This window comes from Tepidicaulis marinus (genome assembly GCF_000739695.1).
Classification (GTDB): domain Bacteria; phylum Pseudomonadota; class Alphaproteobacteria; order Parvibaculales; family Parvibaculaceae; genus Tepidicaulis; species Tepidicaulis marinus.
Genome location: NZ_BBIO01000006.1, coordinates 149,672 through 166,322, shown reverse-complemented (window position 1 = coordinate 166,322; position 16,651 = coordinate 149,672). Strand labels below are relative to the sequence as shown.

The 16,651-nt window shown below is 61.9% G+C and carries 17 protein-coding genes and 2 riboswitches; of the genes, 10 read left to right on the top strand and 7 right to left on the bottom strand.

From position 1 onward, the window contains the following. Nucleotides 1-57 precede the first annotated feature (57 nt). The 7 genes from M2A_RS07715 to M2A_RS07685 all read left to right on the top strand — a co-directional run bounded on the left by M2A_RS07715 (nt 58) and on the right by M2A_RS07685 (nt 7,180). Nucleotides 58-732, top strand: a complete 675-nt coding sequence (locus M2A_RS07715) for a DsbA family protein (RefSeq protein WP_045445310.1) — start codon at nt 58-60, stop codon at nt 730-732. A 66-nt stretch (nt 733-798) separates the two neighbouring features. Continuing rightward, a complete protein-coding gene (locus M2A_RS07710; RefSeq protein WP_045445308.1) occupies nt 799-4,257 on the top strand; it encodes a chromosome segregation SMC family protein in 3,459 nt (1,152 codons plus the stop codon). A 399-nt stretch (nt 4,258-4,656) separates the two neighbouring features. After that, a complete protein-coding gene (locus M2A_RS18165; protein WP_045445305.1) occupies nt 4,657-4,893 on the top strand; it encodes an AtpZ/AtpI family protein in 237 nt (78 codons plus the stop codon). A 10-nt stretch (nt 4,894-4,903) separates the two neighbouring features. Then, a complete protein-coding gene (locus tag M2A_RS07700) occupies nt 4,904-5,683 on the top strand; it encodes a F0F1 ATP synthase subunit A (protein ID WP_045445302.1) in 780 nt (259 codons plus the stop codon). 124 nt (nt 5,684-5,807) lie between these two features. After that, nucleotides 5,808-6,032: a F0F1 ATP synthase subunit C gene (locus M2A_RS07695; protein WP_045445300.1), complete on the top strand. Its 225-nt coding sequence runs from the start codon at nt 5,808-5,810 to the stop codon at nt 6,030-6,032. 62 nt (nt 6,033-6,094) lie between these two features. Further along, nucleotides 6,095-6,673: a F0F1 ATP synthase subunit B gene (locus M2A_RS07690; protein WP_045445297.1), complete on the top strand. Its 579-nt coding sequence runs from the start codon at nt 6,095-6,097 to the stop codon at nt 6,671-6,673. Nucleotides 6,674-6,685: 12 nt separating this feature from the next. Further along, nucleotides 6,686-7,180 (top strand): F0F1 ATP synthase subunit B family protein, encoded by a 495-nt coding sequence (locus tag M2A_RS07685; protein WP_045445294.1) that lies wholly within the window; start codon nt 6,686-6,688, stop codon nt 7,178-7,180. Nucleotides 7,181-7,292: 112 nt separating this feature from the next. Here M2A_RS07685 and M2A_RS07680 read toward each other — a convergent pair whose 3' ends face one another. The 6 genes from M2A_RS07680 to M2A_RS17265 all read right to left on the bottom strand — a co-directional run bounded on the left by M2A_RS07680 (nt 7,293) and on the right by M2A_RS17265 (nt 13,430). Continuing rightward, nucleotides 7,293-7,877 (bottom strand): nucleotidyltransferase family protein, encoded by a 585-nt coding sequence (locus M2A_RS07680; RefSeq protein ID WP_045445291.1) that lies wholly within the window; start codon nt 7,875-7,877, stop codon nt 7,293-7,295. Beyond that, nucleotides 7,877-9,448 (bottom strand): aminomethyl-transferring glycine dehydrogenase subunit GcvPB, encoded by a 1,572-nt coding sequence (gcvPB, locus tag M2A_RS07675; protein WP_244444408.1) that lies wholly within the window; start codon nt 9,446-9,448, stop codon nt 7,877-7,879. Before gcvPB ends, M2A_RS07680 begins: the two co-directional genes overlap by 1 nt. A 5-nt stretch (nt 9,449-9,453) precedes the next feature. Then, nucleotides 9,454-10,800 carry an aminomethyl-transferring glycine dehydrogenase subunit GcvPA gene (gene gcvPA / locus M2A_RS07670; RefSeq protein WP_045445286.1) on the bottom strand — a complete coding sequence of 449 codons (1,347 nt, stop codon included), beginning with the start codon at nt 10,798-10,800 and terminating at the stop codon, nt 9,454-9,456. Nucleotides 10,801-10,804: 4 nt separating this feature from the next. After that, nucleotides 10,805-11,182: a glycine cleavage system protein GcvH gene (gcvH, locus tag M2A_RS07665; protein WP_045445283.1), complete on the bottom strand. Its 378-nt coding sequence runs from the start codon at nt 11,180-11,182 to the stop codon at nt 10,805-10,807. Between the two features lie 46 nt (nt 11,183-11,228). Then, the gene (gene gcvT, locus M2A_RS07660; RefSeq protein ID WP_045445279.1) at nt 11,229-12,401 is read right to left on the bottom strand and encodes a glycine cleavage system aminomethyltransferase GcvT; all 1,173 of its coding nucleotides are present in this window, start codon (nt 12,399-12,401) and stop codon (nt 11,229-11,231) included. Nucleotides 12,402-12,464: 63 nt separating this feature from the next. Continuing rightward, nucleotides 12,465-12,576, bottom strand: a riboswitch (glycine riboswitch). 1 nt (nt 12,577) lies between these two features. Beyond that, nucleotides 12,578-12,677: riboswitch (glycine riboswitch) on the bottom strand. Between the two features lie 171 nt (nt 12,678-12,848). Then, the gene (locus M2A_RS17265) at nt 12,849-13,430 is read right to left on the bottom strand and encodes a hypothetical protein (RefSeq protein ID WP_052379294.1); all 582 of its coding nucleotides are present in this window, start codon (nt 13,428-13,430) and stop codon (nt 12,849-12,851) included. Nucleotides 13,431-13,665: 235 nt separating this feature from the next. On the opposite strand from M2A_RS17265, the gene ispH reads away from it, so the two are divergent. The 3 genes from ispH to rnhA are packed head-to-tail and all read left to right on the top strand — an operon-like array spanning nt 13,666 to nt 16,045. Further along, on the top strand, nt 13,666-14,640 hold the full coding sequence (gene ispH, locus M2A_RS07650; protein ID WP_156101701.1) for a 4-hydroxy-3-methylbut-2-enyl diphosphate reductase: 975 nt from the start codon (nt 13,666-13,668) through the stop codon (nt 14,638-14,640). Between the two features lie 8 nt (nt 14,641-14,648). Beyond that, complete coding sequence (gene thrB / locus M2A_RS07645; RefSeq protein ID WP_045445276.1) at nt 14,649-15,614, top strand: homoserine kinase; 966 nt, start codon at nt 14,649-14,651, stop codon at nt 15,612-15,614. Next, nucleotides 15,611-16,045: a ribonuclease HI gene (gene rnhA / locus M2A_RS07640; protein ID WP_045445273.1), complete on the top strand. Its 435-nt coding sequence runs from the start codon at nt 15,611-15,613 to the stop codon at nt 16,043-16,045. The genes thrB and rnhA overlap by 4 nt, the downstream gene beginning before the upstream one ends. Before the next feature lie 57 nt (nt 16,046-16,102). Here rnhA and M2A_RS07635 read toward each other — a convergent pair whose 3' ends face one another. Further along, complete coding sequence (locus M2A_RS07635) at nt 16,103-16,588, bottom strand: peroxiredoxin (RefSeq protein WP_045445271.1); 486 nt, start codon at nt 16,586-16,588, stop codon at nt 16,103-16,105. Between the last annotated feature and the right edge of the window lie 63 nt (nt 16,589-16,651).

Genomic DNA, 16,651 nt, shown 5'->3' with positions numbered 1-16,651 from the left:
GCGGGGCTCTGGAGGGCGTGCCTACAATCCAACCATATTTAGTAGGGAACCAGGACCGTGGGACAAAATAAGAGCATCATCGCCGGCGTTGCCGTCGCTGCCCTCGTGCTTATTGCCGCCGGCATTTTCTATTTCAGCAGCCAGGGCAATGGCGCCGGCACAGCCCCGAACGGCATGGCGGATGCGCCCGAAGCGCTCGTTACGCCGGGCCCGCTCGGCGATCTGGCGCTGGGCGATGAAAACGCGCCCGTCACGATCATCGAATACGCCTCGCTGACCTGCAATCACTGCGCCGCCTTCCACACTCAGGTCTTTCCGGAGCTGAAGGAAAAATACATCGACACGGGCAAGGTCCGTTTCGTGGCCCGCGCCTTCCCGCTCGACCCCATCGCCACGGCAGCGGTCATGATTTCGCGCTGCGCGGGGGATGAGCGCTATTTCAAGTTCCTGGAAATTCTCTTTGCCAAGCAGAACGAATGGGCCTTTCAGGAAAACCCGGTCGACAAGCTGAAAGCCATCGCCAAGCAGGGCGGCTTTTCGGATGAAAGCTTCGAGCAGTGCCTCGCCGATCCCGAATTGCTCGACCATATCCGCCAGGTTCAAAAACGGGCCTATGAGGAGCTGAAAATCGCCTCCACGCCGACGTTCTTCGTGAACGGGGAAAAAGTGGAAGGGGCCATGCCTTTCGAGGATTTTGAAAAAATTATCCTCAAGCACCTGTCCGAATCGTGATTTAACGCCGGCCTGCTCCGCACGGGCAGGCCGGTATCGTCAGTCAACAGAAAGCGGTGTTATCTCGTGAAGTTCACGCGCCTACGTCTTTCAGGTTTCAAATCCTTCGTGGAGCCGACCGATCTTCTGATCGAACCGGGCCTCACCGGCATTGTCGGGCCGAATGGTTGCGGCAAGTCGAACCTGCTGGAAGGCCTGCGCTGGGCCATGGGCGAGAACTCTTTCAAATCCATGCGCGGCTCGGGCATGGAAGACGTGATCTTTGCGGGCACGAATATGCGCCCGGCCCGCAATCATGCGGAAGTCACGATCTATATGGACAATCAGGACCGCTCCGCGCCGTCCGCCTATAATGACAGCGAGCATCTGGAAGTCGGTCGCCGCATCGAAAAAGACAAAGGCTCGACCTACCGCATCAACGGCAAGGAAGTGCGCGCGAAAGACGTGCAGCTGCTCTTTGCCGATGCCTCCACCGGCTCGCACTCGCCCGCTCTCGTCAAGCAGGGCCAGATCACGCAGCTCATTAATTCCAAGCCGATCAACCGGCGCCGCATTCTGGAAGAAGCCGCCGGCATTACCGGCCTTCACACCCGCCGCCATGAAGCCGAGCTCCGGCTGAAAGGCGCGGAAACGAACCTGACGCGGCTCGACGATGTGGTGGGCCAGCTTGAAAGCCAGCTTTCCAGCCTGAAGCGCCAGGCGCGCCAGGCAACGCGCTACCGCAACCTTTCCGGCCTCATCCGGCAGGCGGAAGCGGTGTTCTTCCACCTGCGCTGGAACCACGCCAAGGAGCTTTTGGAAGCGGAAGAAAAGCGCCTCGCCGAGACCGACACGCGGGTTGCCGAATATACGGAAGCTGCCGCCGTCGCCTCCACCGCGCAGGCCGAGGCATCGGAAAAAATCCCGGCGCTGCGCGAGGCGGAAGCCGTTGCCGCCGCCAAACTGCACCGGCTGACGGTGGAACGGGAAAATCTCGATGCGGAAGAAAAGCGCGCCCGCGAACAGGCCGAGCGGCTGACCGCGCGGCTGGCGCAAATTTCCTCCGACCTTGAGCGTGAAAGCGGCCTTATCGCCGACACGGACGAAGCCATTGCCAAGCTCGCCGAGGAAGAGGCCGCCCTTAACAGCGAAAACGAAGCCCAGGGCTCCGCCCAGGAAGAAGCGGGCGCCCGGGTTGCAAGGGCGGAAGACGCCTTGAAAGCGCGCGAGAGCGAGCTTGATACGCTGGCAAATGAAGCTGCCGCGCTCAGCGCCCAGCGCCAGAGCCTTGAGCGCACGATCGAACAAAGCGCCGCGCGCATCGAAAAGCTGATCCAGCAGCTTCAAACCATTGCGAATGAGCGCGAAACGCTGGCCGATGCGGAGGCCAAACAGGTCGCCATCGCCCAGCAGACCGAAGAAGTTGAAACCGCCGTCGGCAAAGTCCTCGAAGCTTCGGAAGCAGCCGAGGAAGCGGAAAAAACGTTGCAGGCCGCCCGCGCCAGCGAAGCCCAGGCGCGCGAGCCGATGAACGCAGCCGAAAAGCAGCTCGAGCGCATGCTCGCCGAAGCCAAGGCGCTTGGCGACATGCTCGCCATCGGCGAAGGTGATCTCTGGCCGCCGCTCATTGACGCGGTGACGGTGGAGCCGGGTTATGAAACGGCGCTCGGCGCAGCCCTTGGCGATGATCTTTCCGTGCCGACGGACACAGCCGCGCCCATCCATTGGGACGAATTACCGGTGCTTGAAGCGCCCGCGCCCCTGCCCCATGGCGCCCTGCCGCTTTCTCAGTTCGTGCGCGGCCCGGCAGCCTTCGGCCGGCGCCTCTCGCATATCGGTCTGGTGGAAGCTGCCCAAGGCAGCGAGCTGCAAAAGCAGCTCAAACCCGGCCAGCGGCTGGTGACGAAAGAAGGCGATCTTTGGCGCTGGGACGGGTTTACCGCCGCAGCCGATGCGCCGACCGCCGCCGCCAAGCGGCTCGAACAGCGCAACCGCCTTGCCGATCTGGAAGAAGAGATTGCCGAGCAAAAGGCGCTGGCCCGCGCCGCCCGCGACACGTTTGAGGCCGCACGCCTTGCCGCGCAGGAAGCTCAGGTAAAAGAACAGGAACTGCGCCGCGCACTGCGCGATGCTCAGTCCCATGAAAGCCAGCTTCGGGCCGAGCTGACCGCCGCCGAGCGCCAGGCGTCCGCGCAGCTCTCGCGCCTTGCCGCTTTGGCGGAAGCCGAAGAACGTCTTTCCGGCGATCTGACCGAAGCGCGCCGCACCCATGAAGAAAGCACGGCCTCGCTCGAGGGCCTGCGCCCGGACGGCGAGCTGAAAGAAAAAGTCGCCGCGAAACGCGAGGAAGTCGGCGCGCTGCGCATCGAACTTTCCGAAGCGCGCGCCGCCCTTGAAAGCATCAACCGCGAGGCGCAGGCCCGTGCCCGCCGCCTTTCCGTGATCGGCCAGGAGCGCAGTGCCTGGGAGCTGCGCTCGGCAAACGCCCGCAAGCAGATCGAAACGCTGGGCCAGCGCAAGCAGGAAGCCGAAGCCGAGCTTGAAGAGCTGAAAGATGTGCCTGGCGCCATCGAGGAAAAGCGCAAGTCGCTGCTCAGCTTCATCTCGCAGGCCGAGACGGAGCGGCGGGAAGCGGCCGACGCGCTGGCCGAGGCCGAGCGCCACCTTTCCGAATGCGACAAGCTTGCCCGCGAAACCCAATCCGCCCTTTCCCAGGTGCGCGAGGAACGCGCCCGCATCGACGGGCTGGTGGACGGCGCCCGCGAGCGCAAGGCCGAGGCCGAAGCGCGCATCCGCGAGGAACTGAACTGCGCCGCCGAAGAAGCTCTGGCAAAAGCGGAACTGAAAGAAGGCGAAGAACTGCCCGCCGTCGATGCCATCGAGCAGAAACTCGACCGGCTGAAGCGCGAGCGCGAGAATCTGGGCGGTGTCAACTTGCGCGCCGATGAAGAAGCGCGGGAGATCGAAGAACAGCTCACCGCCATGCAGACCGAGCGCGAGGATCTGGAAGCGGCGATCGCCAAACTCCGCCAGGGCATTGCCAGCCTCAACCGGGAAGGCCGCGAGCGCATGCTGGCCGCTTTCGAGCAGGTGAACGAGAATTTCGCCAAGCTCTTCACGCATCTTTTCGGCGGCGGGGAAGCGCATCTCAAACTTACCGAATCAGACGATCCGCTTGAAGCCGGCCTTGAAATCATGGCCCGCCCGCCCGGCAAGCGCCTGCAGAATATGTCGCTGCTTTCGGGCGGCGAGCAGACGCTGACCGCCACCTCGCTGATTTTCGCTGTGTTCCTCACCAATCCCTCGCCCATCTGTGTGCTGGACGAGGTGGACGCGCCGCTCGATGATGCCAATGTGGAGCGTTTCTGCGATCTGATGGAAGAAATGGCCCGCACGACGGATACCCGCTTCCTGATCATCACGCACCACGCGCTCACCATGGCCCGGATGCACCGGCTTTTCGGCGTGACCATGCAGGAGCGGGGGGTCTCGACCCTGGTGTCGGTGGATCTGGAGGCGGCCGAGCAGCTGCGCGAAGCCAGCTAAGCAAGGCATTCTCGGGGAATCTTCCCGCAATTTCACACATCATCGCCAAGCCCCCGGACAAAGAGGAATCACCCCCTTGCCGGGGCCAATTGCCGCACCTTGCCTCAACGCAAGATTTTTCAATTATTTCAATAAGTTGACACTGGCTCAGAGGTTCTTGACAGCCTATGGGGGCCGAAGTAGGGTGCGCGCGGCTTGAGGCAGCTTTCCCGCAGTTTCCTGCGGGATTTCCCGCGCGAAGGAGCACGAGTTTTGACGGACGATGACGGCAAAACTCGATCGGGATCCAAGGATCAGAGCGATCTAGATCAGCTCCGATCCTTAGGGGAACGATTGAAGCATGCGCAAGGGGGCAGCAAAAGCCAAGGAAACCGGGCGTCTTCTGGCCGCCCCTCCGATATGGGCCCGGCGCTCCGCATGTCGACGGAGTTTATCGCGGGCGTAATTGCCGGCGGGGGTCTTGGGTGGTTTCTGGATAAGTGGTTCGAGACGATGCCGCTTTTCCTGATCATCTTTCTAGGGCTGGGGACGGCGGCAGGTGTCGTCAATATTATCCGCGCGGCAAACGCGCTGAGCACGAATGCGGGCGCGGATAAGGGAAATGATCAGGGCGGCTCGCCGCCCGCGAAGATGTAAGGCGGAAGCTGTGGCAGCACAAAATGGACAGGACGGCGGTTTTCCAGTCGATCCGTTGCATCAATTCGAAATCACCACCCTGGTTCCTTTGAACATTGGCGGTATCGACGCCTCTTTCACGAATTCCAGCCTCTGGATGGTGCTGACGGTTTTCGCCGTCACCTTCCTGACGGTTTTTGCCGTGCGCGGGCGCAACATGGTCCCCGGGCGGATGCAGTCCATCGCCGAAATGTCCTACGAGTTCGTCGCCAATATGGTGCGGGACAATGCCGGCAATGACGGGCAGCGCTATTTCCCTTTCATCTTCTCGCTGTTCATGTTCATCCTGCTCGCCAACTTCCTGAGCATGCTGCCCTATTCTTTCACCGTCACCAGCCACATCATCGTGACCTTCGCGCTTGCCGCGCTGGTTTTCCTGGGCGTGACGGTTATCGGCTTCGCCAAGCACGGCCTCGGCTTCCTGCGGCTTTTCGTGCCCTCCGGCGTGCCCGCCGTGATCCTGCCGCTCGTCGTGGCGATCGAGGTGATTTCCTATCTTTCCCGTCCGCTCAGCCTCTCGGTTCGTCTTTTCGCGAATATGCTGGCCGGTCACATCACGCTCAAGGTTTTCGCCGGCTTCGTGATCGCGCTGAGCAGCGCGGGCGTTGCGGGCATCTTCGGCGCGGTTCTGCCGCTTGCCATGATCGTCGCCATCACGGCGCTGGAATTCCTGGTCTGCGCCCTGCAAGCCTATGTGTTTGCGGTTCTGACCTGCATGTATCTGGGCGACGCCCTGCATCCGGGCCACTAAGCGCCCTTGAACGAGTTATCCCGCGCCTTCCGGGGCGCGCCCTATGGAAACAAGTTTCGGTTGGTCATGGGGACCGAACGATTTATGGCTGTCAGGAACTTTAAGGCAGAAGGAGCATAAGGCTATGGAAGCGGAAGCAGCTAAATTCATCGGCGCCGGTATCGCGTGCCTCGGCATGGGCGGTGCAGGCATCGGCCTCGGCCACATTTTCGGCAACTACCTGGCGGGCGCTCTGCGCAACCCGTCGGCTGCGGACGGTCAGTTCGGCCGCCTGATCTTCGGCTTCGCCGTGACGGAAGCACTTGGCATCTTCTCGCTGCTCGTCGCGCTGATCCTGCTGTTCGCCTAAGTTCCATTTAGGTGTGACGTGGCCGGCCGCTTCGGTGGCCGGCATATGATCAGGAGGGTTTAATGCCCGAGAACGCGCAAAACGAGATTGTAATCGGTCAAGACAATCTCGGCCTGCAAAGCGAAGTCCAAATTCCCGAGGCGGGTCATGAAGGCGGGTTTCCGCCCTTCAATACGGAAACGTTTGAAGCGCAGCTCGTCTGGCTCGTCATCACTTTCGGCATCCTCTACTATCTGATGTCGAAAGTGGCGCTGCCGCGCATCGCGAATGTGATCGAGGAACGGCGGGACCGGATTGCAGACGACCTCGATCAGGCCGGCCAGTTCAAGGCCCAGACCGAGGACGCGATCCAGTCCTATGAGACCGCGCTTGCCGAAGCCCGGGCGAAGGCGCATGCCATCGCCCAGGAAACGCGCGACCGCCTCTCTGCCGAAACGGACTTGCACCGCGAAAAACTCGAAAACGAGTTGGACAAGAAAATCGCGGATGCGGAAACGCGGATTGCCGCCACCAAGGAAGCCGCTCTTGCGCATGTGCGCGGCGTGGCGACCGATGTGGCTTCTTCCATCGTCACGCAGCTTCTGGGCGAAGATGCGGACAAAGCGGCGGTGGAAAAAGCCGTCGACGCCAAACTCGGATAAGGGAGACAACAGATGCAGGCTCTTCTCGTTGATTCCTCTTTCTGGGTTGCCGTCGGCCTTGTCATCTTCCTCGTCATTATCGGCCGCGCGAAAGTGCACAAGCTGATCGGCGAGAAGCTCGACGAGCGTGCGGAGAACATCAAGCGCGAGCTTGAGGAAGCCCGCCGCCTGCGTGAGGAAGCCCAGCAGCTGCTGGCCTCCTATCAGCGCAAGCAGCGCGATGCGGAAGCGGAAGCCGAAGCGATTATCGAGCAAGCGGAAGCGGAAGCCAAACGTCTGGCCGAAGAAACCCGCAGCAAGCTGCAGGAACAGGTCGCCCGGCGCACGAAAATGGCGGAAGACAAAATCGCTCAGGCCGAAGCGCAGGCCGTCAAGGAAGTGCAGTCCCTGGCAGCGGAAATCGCCGTCAGCGCCGCACAGGAAGTCATCGGCTCGAAACTGGCCAGCGGCGGCGCCGCCCGGCAGCTCGATAAGGCGATTTCCGAGGTTAAAGACAAACTTCACTAAGCCTTACAGCTTCAAACAAATCAAACCCCGCGAGGCTCCGGCCCCGCGGGGTTTTCTTTCTCGGGGCCGCGCCCAAACGCACATACTCTGAAAACGCCGGTAGAGACGCGCTTTAGCCGGGCGCGGCGACCGTCAGCTCGACCGTCAGCTCCGGCCAGGCCGCTTTCCAGCGCGCCGCTTTGCGCTCATATTCGGCGGCGCCGAAATTCGCCGTGACATTCGGGCGGATCAGCATATCCGCTATGTCGCTCAGCCCATCCGGCGCATAAAGCTCGAACCCGCCTTCCCCGTCCGGCTTCAATCCGACCTTGCAAGCGACTGCCAGAAACCGGTCGATGCCCTCGCAGGCGCTTTTGAGCGGCGCATAAGGCAGGCCGAAACGCTCCTCATACCAAAGGTGAACCCGCGCCTGGTTTTTCACCTCGATCTCGGCGCCAAGATCGGCAAAGAGCGCCTCTGCCCGGCGGATCACCTCATCCTCCGCTTCCCAGGAAAGGTCGGCATCATCAAAATAGAAAATGTCGTAGTCCTTGATGCCATGAGCGACGGGCCGCCCAGTTTTAACGTTCCAGCAGGTCTGAAACAAAGCGCCCGACACCAGCCAGGCATCGGGCGCTTTCAAATCGGGCAGTCTTTCGAGAATGGCGCGGTTCACAGGGTTCTGACATACAGCCGCCGTGAACTCCGCCTTCTCCATTACTCTGCCGCTTTCGAGGCCGGTTCATTGCGCCCATGCTGCCAGCGCAGGATGGGTTTGCGGGCCGCAAGCGTTTCATCGAGGCGGCGGCGCGGGGCAAGATAAGGCGCGCCGGAAAACCGTTCCGTCTCCCCGCGCTTGGCGCTTTCGGCAAGATCGCGCAGCGTTGCGATGAAGAGATCGAGACTGTCTTTCGATTCCGATTCCGTCGGTTCGATCAGCATCGCCCCATGCACGACCAGCGGGAAATACATAGTCATGGGGTGATAGCCCTCATCGATCATCGCTTTTGCAAAATCCAGCGTCTCGACGCCCGTGCCTTTCAGGAAGCTGTCATCGAAAAGCGCTTCATGCATGCACGGGCCTTCATAAGGCGCGCTCATCACGTCTTTCAGCGATGCCAGGATGTAATTGGCCGAAAGCACGGCGTCTTCCGATGCCTGGCGGATGCCGTCCGCACCATGCGAGAGCATATAGGCGAGCGCCCGCACGAACATGCCCATCTGGCCGTGAAAGGCCGTCATGCGGCCGAAAGGCTGGCCGGTGCTTTCACCCTCATGCTCGATGGCGCGGTAGGCGCCCTTTTCATGCACGATCCAGGGCAGCGGCGCGAAGGGCGCCAGCGCTTGCGAGAAGACGACGGGCCCGGCCCCCGGCCCGCCCCCGCCATGGGGCGTCGAGAAGGTCTTGTGCAGATTGATATGCATGGCATCGATGCCGAGATCGCCGGGGCGCACGCGCCCTGCAATGGCGTTGAAATTCGCACCGTCGCAATAGAAATAGCCACCCGCCTCATGCACCGCATCGGCAATCTCGATAATGTCCCGCTCGAAAAGCCCGCATGTATTGGGGTTCGTGAGCATGATCGCGGCAACATCGGGGCCGAGCTTCGCCTTGAAGGCTTTCACATCCACATGCCCGTCTTCGGTGGCGGGAATGGAATCGACGGTAAAGCCGATCTGCGCCGCCGTTGCCGGGTTCGTGCCATGGGCCGATTCGGGCACCAGCACGCGTTTGCGCGTGCCTTCCTCGCCGCGCGCGCGCAGCGCCGCATCGATCGCCATCATCCCGCATAGCTCGCCGTGTGCGCCGGCCTTGGGCGACATGGCAACGGCGGGCATGCCCGTCAGCTCTTTCAGCCAATGGGCAAGCGTGTCGATGAGCTCCAATGCGCCCTGCACCGTCTGCTGCGGCTGAAGCGGGTGCACATCGCCGAAGCCCGGCAAGCGGGCCATTTTTTCATTGAGGCGCGGATTGTGCTTCATGGTGCAGGAGCCCAGTGGATAAAGCCCGCTATCGATCGCGTAGTTCTTCTGGGACAGACGCACATAATGGCGCATCACTTCCGGCTCGGAGAGACCGGGCAGGCCGATCCGGCCCTGCCGCGCCACCCCGCCGAGGCGCGGCGCAAATTCTTCCGGCTCGTCCAGATCGACGCCAGAGGCACCGGGACTGTCCAGTTCGAAAATCAGCGGCTCTTCCTGCACGAGGCCGCGATTGCCGGTGAAGGTTTCATGGGGCGCGAAGCCCGTTTCCGCGCCCGTGCCGGTGGGCCGGCCTTTTGCATTCATGCTGCTCATGCCAGCACCTCCTTCAGCGCGCGCGCATAGGCGGCGCGGTCCTGATCGCTGTTCACTTCGGTCGAGGCAACGGCGATCAGATTTTTCATCTCATCATTGCCGGGCATCAGGCGGGAAAGCGGTACGCCGCCGAGCACGCCTTTTTCCACCAGCGCGTCGATCACCTCGGCGCCCGGTTTCGGCGTTTCGATGGTGAATTCGTTGAAGAATGCCTCATTCAGCACGTTCACGCCCGGCACCGCGCCAAGCGCATCGGCCAGTTTCACGGCATTCGCATGGTTGATCCGCGCCAGGCGCGTATAGCCTTCCTCGCCAAGGAGCGAGAGATGGATCGTAAAGGCCAAACAGCAAAGGCCCGAATTCGTGCAGATATTGCTCGTCGCTTTTTCGCGGCGGATATGCTGCTCGCGGGTGGAAAGGGTCAGCACAAAGCCGCGCTTGCCTTCAGCATCCACCGTTTCCCCGCACAGACGGCCCGGCATCTGGCGCACGAATTTCTGCTTCGCCGCGAAAAGCCCGACATAAGGCCCGCCGAAATTCAGCCCGTTGCCGAGCGACTGGCCCTCGCCCACCACGATATCCGCGCCCATTTCACCGGGCGGCGTGATGAGGCCGAGCGAGACGATTTCCGGCACGACGACGATCATCAGCGCGCCCTTAGCATGGGCGGCCTCGGCAAGCGCGCTCAAATCGCGCACATGGCCGAAGATATCCGGGTTCTGCACGACGACGCAGGAGGTTTCCTCGTCGATCTCACCGGCAAGGCCCTCGGTTCCTTTCGGGCAAGGCGGCTCGGTGACGAGCTTGTAGCTGCCGAAATCGGAAAGGTTTGCCACCACATCCTGGTAGTGCGGATGCAGATTGCCGGAGAGCACGGCTTTCTTGCGCTTGGTGACGCGGTGCGCCATCAGCACCGCCTCGCCGCAGGCCGTCGAACCGTCATACATGGAGGCATTGGCCACCTCCATGCCGGTCAGCATCGAAACCTGGGTCTGGAACTCGAAGAGATATTGCAGCGTGCCTTGCGTGATCTCCGGCTGATAAGGCGTATAGGAGGTCAAAAACTCCGAGCGCTGAATAAGATGGTCCACCGTCGCCGGGATATGGTGCTTGTAAGCGCCGGCGCCGACGAAGAACGGCACCTGGCCTGCCGGAATGTTTTTGCCCGCCATGGCGGCAAGCTGGCGCTCGACTTCCATCTCGCCCTGACGGCGCGGCAGATCGATCAGCCCGTCCAGGCGCGCGGCCTCCGGCACATCCTTGAAAAGCTCATCGACGCTTTTGGCGCCGATAGCCGCGAGCATTTGCGCCCGGTCGTCCGTCGTCAGGGGGAGATAACGCATGTGATCAGTCCAGCTCTTTGATGTATTTTGCGTAAGCGGCTTCGTCCATCAGATCGTCAAGCTCGTCTTCGTCCGTCAGCTTGAGTTTGACGAACCAGCCCTCACCCGTTGCATCTTCATTGACGCGGCCGGGGGCAGCTTCCAGTTCTTCGTTCACCTCGATCACTTCGCCGGAAACGGGCGCATAGACCTCGCTCGCCGCCTTGACGGATTCGACCACCGCCGCCTCGTCCCCCTGCTCCAGGGTCTTGCCGATATCGGGCAATTCGACGAAAACGACATCGCCGAGCTGCTCCTGCGCGTAATCGGAAATACCGATCGTGGCGGTGTCTCCGTCGACCAGCACCCATTCGTGATCTTTCGTAAAGCGAATATCGCTCATTGCCCTCAGTCCCTTGTTAGTCCTGCCTCTATGAGGCCGTTTCTGCTTACTTTTTTCCGCGGTAATAGCGCTGGGCAACGAAGGGAAGCGGCGCGATATGCGCGGGCCGCTCCTTGCCTCTCACCATCAGCACGACTTCGGTACTCACGTCACTTGCCGCCGTTTGCACATAGCCCATGGCAATGGGCCCGCCGACGCTGGGGCCAAAACCCCCGCTCGTTACAACACCGAGCTTTTCGCCCGTGGTGGAGAAAATCTCCGTCCCCTCGCGCGCCGGAGCCTTGCCGTCGGGCAGAATGCCGACGCGCTTTGAAGGCGCGCCGTTTTTAAGCTGATCCAAAATGGTTTCGGCGCCCGGAAAGCCGCCTTCCTCGCGCCGCCGCTTCGGGATCGCCCAATTCAGCGCCGCTTCGACAGGCGTCGTTGCCTCATCGATGTCATGACCGTAAAGGCAGAGTCCCGCTTCAAGGCGCAGCGAATCGCGGGCGCCAAGGCCGATGGGCTCAACTTCGTCGTGGGCAAGCAGTGCGCGGGCCACCGCCTCGGCTTTATCGGCGGCAACGGAAATCTCGAACCCGTCCTCGCCCGTATAGCCGGCGCGGGTCAGATGGCAGGCGATCCCGTCAAAACTGCCGCGCCGCGCATCCATGAAAATCATCTCGGCGGCTTGCCGCGCATGGCGAGCCAGCACCTCGCCTGCGCGCGGGCCCTGCAGCGCGAGGAGGGCTAAATCTTCCAGCGGCTCCAGCGTCACGTTTTCCGGCAGGCGGGCGGCGATATAGGCGTAGTCCTTTTCCTTACAGGCGGCATTGACGACGAGAAGGAGCGAGCCTTCCTCTTCCGGCGCTGCCGGGCGGGCGACCATGAAATCGTCCACGATCGTGCCTTTGTTCGTCAAAAGCAGGGAATAGACCTGGCGGCCCGCGCCCAAGCCTTTGAAATTGCCCGGCGCCAGCGCTTCAAGCGCGGCGGCAACGGTTTCATGGTCCGGGCCCTTCAGGCGCGCCTGGCCCATATGGGAAACGTCGAAAAGCCCGGCCGCCTCACGCGTGTGCACATGTTCGGCGAGCACGCCTTTGGGATATTGTACGGGCATGTCATAGCCCGCGAAAGGCACCATGCGCGCGCCCAGCTCCAGGTGCAGGCCATGCAGCGGCGTCATCTTCAAATCTGATGTCTTCAAATCTTCAGGAGTTGCCGCGGCTGAACTCTCACCCATGGGACGCACCTTTCACGGTAATTGAGCGGGACCGCCCCAAACCTTGCGGCTTAAAGCAGTGCCCCCTCTGTCCCATCTACCTGAGAGATTTGACCCGGCTCACGCGGCGCGCCGGGCTTACTCCTTCGGTGAGGCCCACGCGCAGCTTAAAAGGCGCGGCCTGCTTTCCAGAGTGCCATCCTTCTGCGGTCCTTTTGCCTGAGAGTTTCCGGGGCGGTTGCTCCTTCGGCGCCGGGCTGCCTTTCGGGCAGGGCCGGTCTCTCCCGCAGAGATCTTCTGTATGTGCCGGGATGATAGGCGGCAAGCGGCAGGAGTCAATTGCTTCCGGGCCGGGCCTGCGCGCCTTGCAAAAGCCCCTGAGATTCCGCGGGGAATGCCCAGGCTGTAGGCACCATCGTGCGGCCCGAATCGGCGTCAGCGGCTCCGAAAAGCGGCTTTCCGGGGCTTTTAGCGGCCCTCGGCCCGGTTCGCCTCCAGCTGGTCTTTCGTCAGCTGAAAGCCCACCAGCATCTCATAGGCCGAGCCGTCGAAAGGCGGCACATAGGGCACTTTCGTCTCCTCGATGGAATGGACGAAACCGACTTTCCGGCTCGCTCCGCCGAAAGAGAGGGTCAGCTCGCGCACTTCCTTGCGCAAAACCCGCGAGGAGGTTTCGGTCAGCGCAATGAAGACCGGCACCTTTACCTGGCGCGAGGTTGCCGCGGGCCCCAAATCCGCCGTGCCGCGGAAGGCAATATCCACATAGATAATACCGTCATCGAGATCGTATTCGCAGGCTGTCACTGCCTCCTCGATCTCCGCGCTCACCACCACATCGGTAATATCGCGGCCATTGCCCTCATAAACGGTAAGGGTTTCGGTATTGGCCAGAATGCCTACGCTCGGGCACGGAAGGCTTGCGAGCTTTTCCCGCTCCGCCTCGGAGGCGCAGCCTGCCAGAGCGGCGGCAAGCGCGCCCATCGCGGCAAATGCCGCCAGGCGGCCCTTCAGGGTGTTCTCACGCTTCCGGATCGGCGCTAGACCGCTCATTCCCATATCCGCTCTCTCTTGCTGGCGGCACCTGCCCGGCCGGGCGCGTGCTCGTTCCTTGACTTTATCAGGCCTCGGCCCTCTATTACCCTCAGATTCGCCTGTTGGCGGCCGGCGCGGCCAAGCCCGTGCACTTTACCGAAGGGCCAGCGGCCCCACAAGGTGCGGCACCCTGCGGTGAAAGCTTTTCATGCCGGCGGCACCCGAAACCCTCTTCACGCGAATTGAAACTTAGATGATGGATCAGGCCCCCAACGACCTCCCGCCAATCACGCTGCTGCTCGCCAATCCGCGCGGCTTTTGCGCAGGTGTCGACCGGGCGATCCAGATCGTCGAGCAGGCGCTGGTGAAATACGGCCCGCCCGTCTATGTGCGCCACGAAATCGTGCATAACCGCTATGTGGTGGAAGACCTGGAGCGCAAGGGCGCGATCTTCGTCGAGGAACTCGACGAGATCCCGGACGATGCCCGCGTGATCTTTTCCGCCCACGGGGTGCCGAAATCCGTGCCGGCCACGGCCGAGGCGCGCAATCTCTTTTATCTCGATGCCACCTGCCCGCTCGTCTCCAAAGTGCATGTGGAGGCCGAACGCCATTTCGAGGCGGGACGCGAGATCGTGCTGATCGGCCATGCCGGTCATCCGGAAGTCATCGGCACGATGGGCCAGCTCCCCGACGGCGCCGTGGCGCTGATCGAAACGGTGGCGGATGCCGAAGCTTTCGAGCCCAAGAACCCGGACAAGCTCGCCTTCATCACGCAAACGACGCTTTCCGTCGATGATACGGCCTCCATCGTCGCCGTGCTGCAGCGCCGCTTCCCGGCGATCGCCGCGCCGCATAAGGAAGACATCTGCTACGCGACGACGAACCGGCAGGCGGCGGTCAAGGCCATGACCGCGCGCGATGGCGGGCGCGCGGATGCGCTCCTCGTCATCGGCGCCCCTAATTCTTCGAACTCCATGCGCCTTGTGGAAGTTGCCGAACGGGCCGGCTGCACGCGCTCCATGCTGGTGCAGCGGGCGGGCGACATCGACTGGCCGCGCCTTGCCGGCGCCAGCCGGGTCGGCATCACCGCCGGGGCCTCGGCGCCGGAAATCCTCGTCGAGGAAGTGATCGATGCTTTCCGCGCGCATTATGACGTCACCGTGGAAACGCTCTCCGTGACGGAAGAGAATGTGAGCTTTAAACTGCCCCGCGCATTGATGGGATAGGCAGGGGCATGGCGGTTTACACGGAAGTCAGCGACGAAGCGCTCGAAGCGTTCCTTGCGGAATATGAAATCGGCGGCCTTCTCTCCTGCAAGGGCATCGCGGAGGGTGTGGAGAACTCCAACTTCATGCTCCATACCGATGGCGGCAGCTTCATCCTCACGCTTTACGAAAAGCGCGTCCATGCCGAAGATTTGCCTTTCTTTCTCGGTCTCATGAACCACCTGGCCGCCAAGGGTCTGAAATGCCCGGTGCCCATCAAACGCAAGGACGGCGAATTTCTGGGCGCGCTTGCCGGGCGGCCTGCTGCCATCATTTCCTTTCTGGAGGGCATGTCCGTCCATAGGCCCCAAGCTAAACATTGCCGCGAGCTTGGCGCGGCCATGGCCCGCTTTCATCTGGCAGGCCAAGACTTTCCCCTCACCCGCGCCAACAGCCTCAGCGTCGATCAGTGGCGCCCGCTTTATCTTTCCTGCGAGGGGCGCGCGGATGAAGTGCAAAAAGGCCTTGCCCGCGACATAGAAGCCGAACTGGATGCGCTGGAAAAGATCTGGCCGCAGAATCTGCCGCGCGGCGTCATTCATGCCGATGCCTTTCCCGACAATGTTTTTTTCATTCATGACGAGCTCTCCGGCCTTATCGATTTCTACTTCGCTTGCACCGATGCCTTTGCCTATGACTTGGCGATCTGCCTCAATGCCTGGTGCTTTGAAAAGGACGGCGCCTTCAACGCCACCAAGGCGCGCGCGCTCTTTCAGGCCTATCAACAGGTGCGCCCCTTGACGGACGCCGAACTTAAAGCACTCCCCCTTTTGGCGCGCGGCAGCGCGTTACGTTTTCTGCTCACCCGGCTTTACGACTGGCTGAACCAGCCGCCCGGCGCGCTCGTCAAGCCGAAGGACCCGCGCGATTATTGGAAGCGGCTGCGCTTTCACCGGGATGTCAAATCCGCCGCCGCCTACGGAATAGATGAATGAGTAAAGTCGAGATTTATACGGACGGCGCCTGCTCGGGCAATCCGGGCCCCGGCGGCTGGGGCGCGTTGATGATCTATAACGGCGCGGAAAAAGAACTTTCCGGCGGTGAGGCGGAGACGACGAATAACCGCATGGAGCTGATGGCCGCGATCCGCGCGCTTGAAGCCTTGAAGCGCCCCTCGAAAGTCGCGCTCTATACGGATTCCACTTACGTGCGCGACGGCATCACGAAATGGATCCATAATTGGAAACGCAATGGCTGGAAGAACGCCGCCAAAAAGCCGGTCAAAAACGAAGACCTGTGGAAGCGGCTCGATGCGGCCCTTGCCACACACGAGATCGAATGGCACTGGGTGAAGGGCCATGACGGGCACCCGGAAAACGAGCGCGCCGATGCGCTGGCCCGCTCCGGCATCGAGGCTTATCGCTGACCCCAAGAAAAAGGCCGCCCCGGAAGGCGGCCTTTTTGCTTTTTCCAAAGCTGCGTCTTAAAGCTGGGAGAGGATCGTGTCGGCGCCCGACACTTTCGCCTCGCCCGGATTGGGCTCGACATTCAGCTGCTTGACCACGCCGTCTTCCACGATCATGGAATAGCGCTGCGAGCGTCGGCCCATACCGAAGCCTGAACCGTCGAAATCTAGGCCGGTCTTGGCAGCAAAATCGCCATTGCCGTCGCCAAGCATCAGGACCGCATCGCCCGCGCCCTGCTGCTTGCCCCAGGCGCCCATGACGAAGGCGTCATTGACGGAAAGACAGGCGATGGTATCCACGCCCTTGGCTTTGATATCCGCGGCCTTCTCGATGAAACCGGGCAGGTGCTGGTTGGAACAAGTCGGCGTGAAGGCGCCGGGAAGCGCGAAGACCACGACTTTCTTGCCCGCGAAAAGCTCCGAGGTTTTGACCGGCGCAGGGCCTTTGTCCGTCAGTTGCATCAGCGTCACGTCGGGCAGCTTCTCTCCTACTGCGATCGTCATAGAGGGGCCTCCTTTCAGGTGGTGTTCGGGCGTATGAACTTTATCGGGCCAGCGCCCGGAAAA

What these genes read in the sequence shown, in the direction of transcription:
- M2A_RS07680 (WP_045445291.1), bottom strand. Translation starts at nt 7,877, where the DNA reads ATGGAGAAGGCGGAGTTCACGGCGGCTGTATGTCAGAACCCTGTGAAC.
- rnhA (WP_045445273.1), top strand. Translation starts at nt 15,611, where the DNA reads ATGAGTAAAGTCGAGATTTATACGGACGGCGCCTGCTCGGGCAATCCG.
- M2A_RS07685 (WP_045445294.1), top strand. Translation starts at nt 6,686, where the DNA reads ATGCAGGCTCTTCTCGTTGATTCCTCTTTCTGGGTTGCCGTCGGCCTT.
- gcvH (WP_045445283.1), bottom strand. Translation starts at nt 11,182, where the DNA reads ATGAGCGATATTCGCTTTACGAAAGATCACGAATGGGTGCTGGTCGAC.
- M2A_RS07635 (WP_045445271.1), bottom strand. Translation starts at nt 16,588, where the DNA reads ATGACGATCGCAGTAGGAGAGAAGCTGCCCGACGTGACGCTGATGCAA.
- gcvPB (WP_244444408.1), bottom strand. Translation starts at nt 9,448, where the DNA reads ATGAATGCAAAAGGCCGGCCCACCGGCACGGGCGCGGAAACGGGCTTC.
- M2A_RS07690 (WP_045445297.1), top strand. Translation starts at nt 6,095, where the DNA reads ATGCCCGAGAACGCGCAAAACGAGATTGTAATCGGTCAAGACAATCTC.
- gcvPA (WP_045445286.1), bottom strand. Translation starts at nt 10,800, where the DNA reads ATGCGTTATCTCCCCCTGACGACGGACGACCGGGCGCAAATGCTCGCG.
- M2A_RS18165 (WP_045445305.1), top strand. Translation starts at nt 4,657, where the DNA reads ATGGGCCCGGCGCTCCGCATGTCGACGGAGTTTATCGCGGGCGTAATT.
- gcvT (WP_045445279.1), bottom strand. Translation starts at nt 12,401, where the DNA reads ATGGGTGAGAGTTCAGCCGCGGCAACTCCTGAAGATTTGAAGACATCA.
- thrB (WP_045445276.1), top strand. Translation starts at nt 14,649, where the DNA reads ATGGCGGTTTACACGGAAGTCAGCGACGAAGCGCTCGAAGCGTTCCTT.
- ispH (WP_156101701.1), top strand. Translation starts at nt 13,666, where the DNA reads ATGATGGATCAGGCCCCCAACGACCTCCCGCCAATCACGCTGCTGCTC.
- M2A_RS17265 (WP_052379294.1), bottom strand. Translation starts at nt 13,430, where the DNA reads ATGAGCGGTCTAGCGCCGATCCGGAAGCGTGAGAACACCCTGAAGGGC.
- M2A_RS07695 (WP_045445300.1), top strand. Translation starts at nt 5,808, where the DNA reads ATGGAAGCGGAAGCAGCTAAATTCATCGGCGCCGGTATCGCGTGCCTC.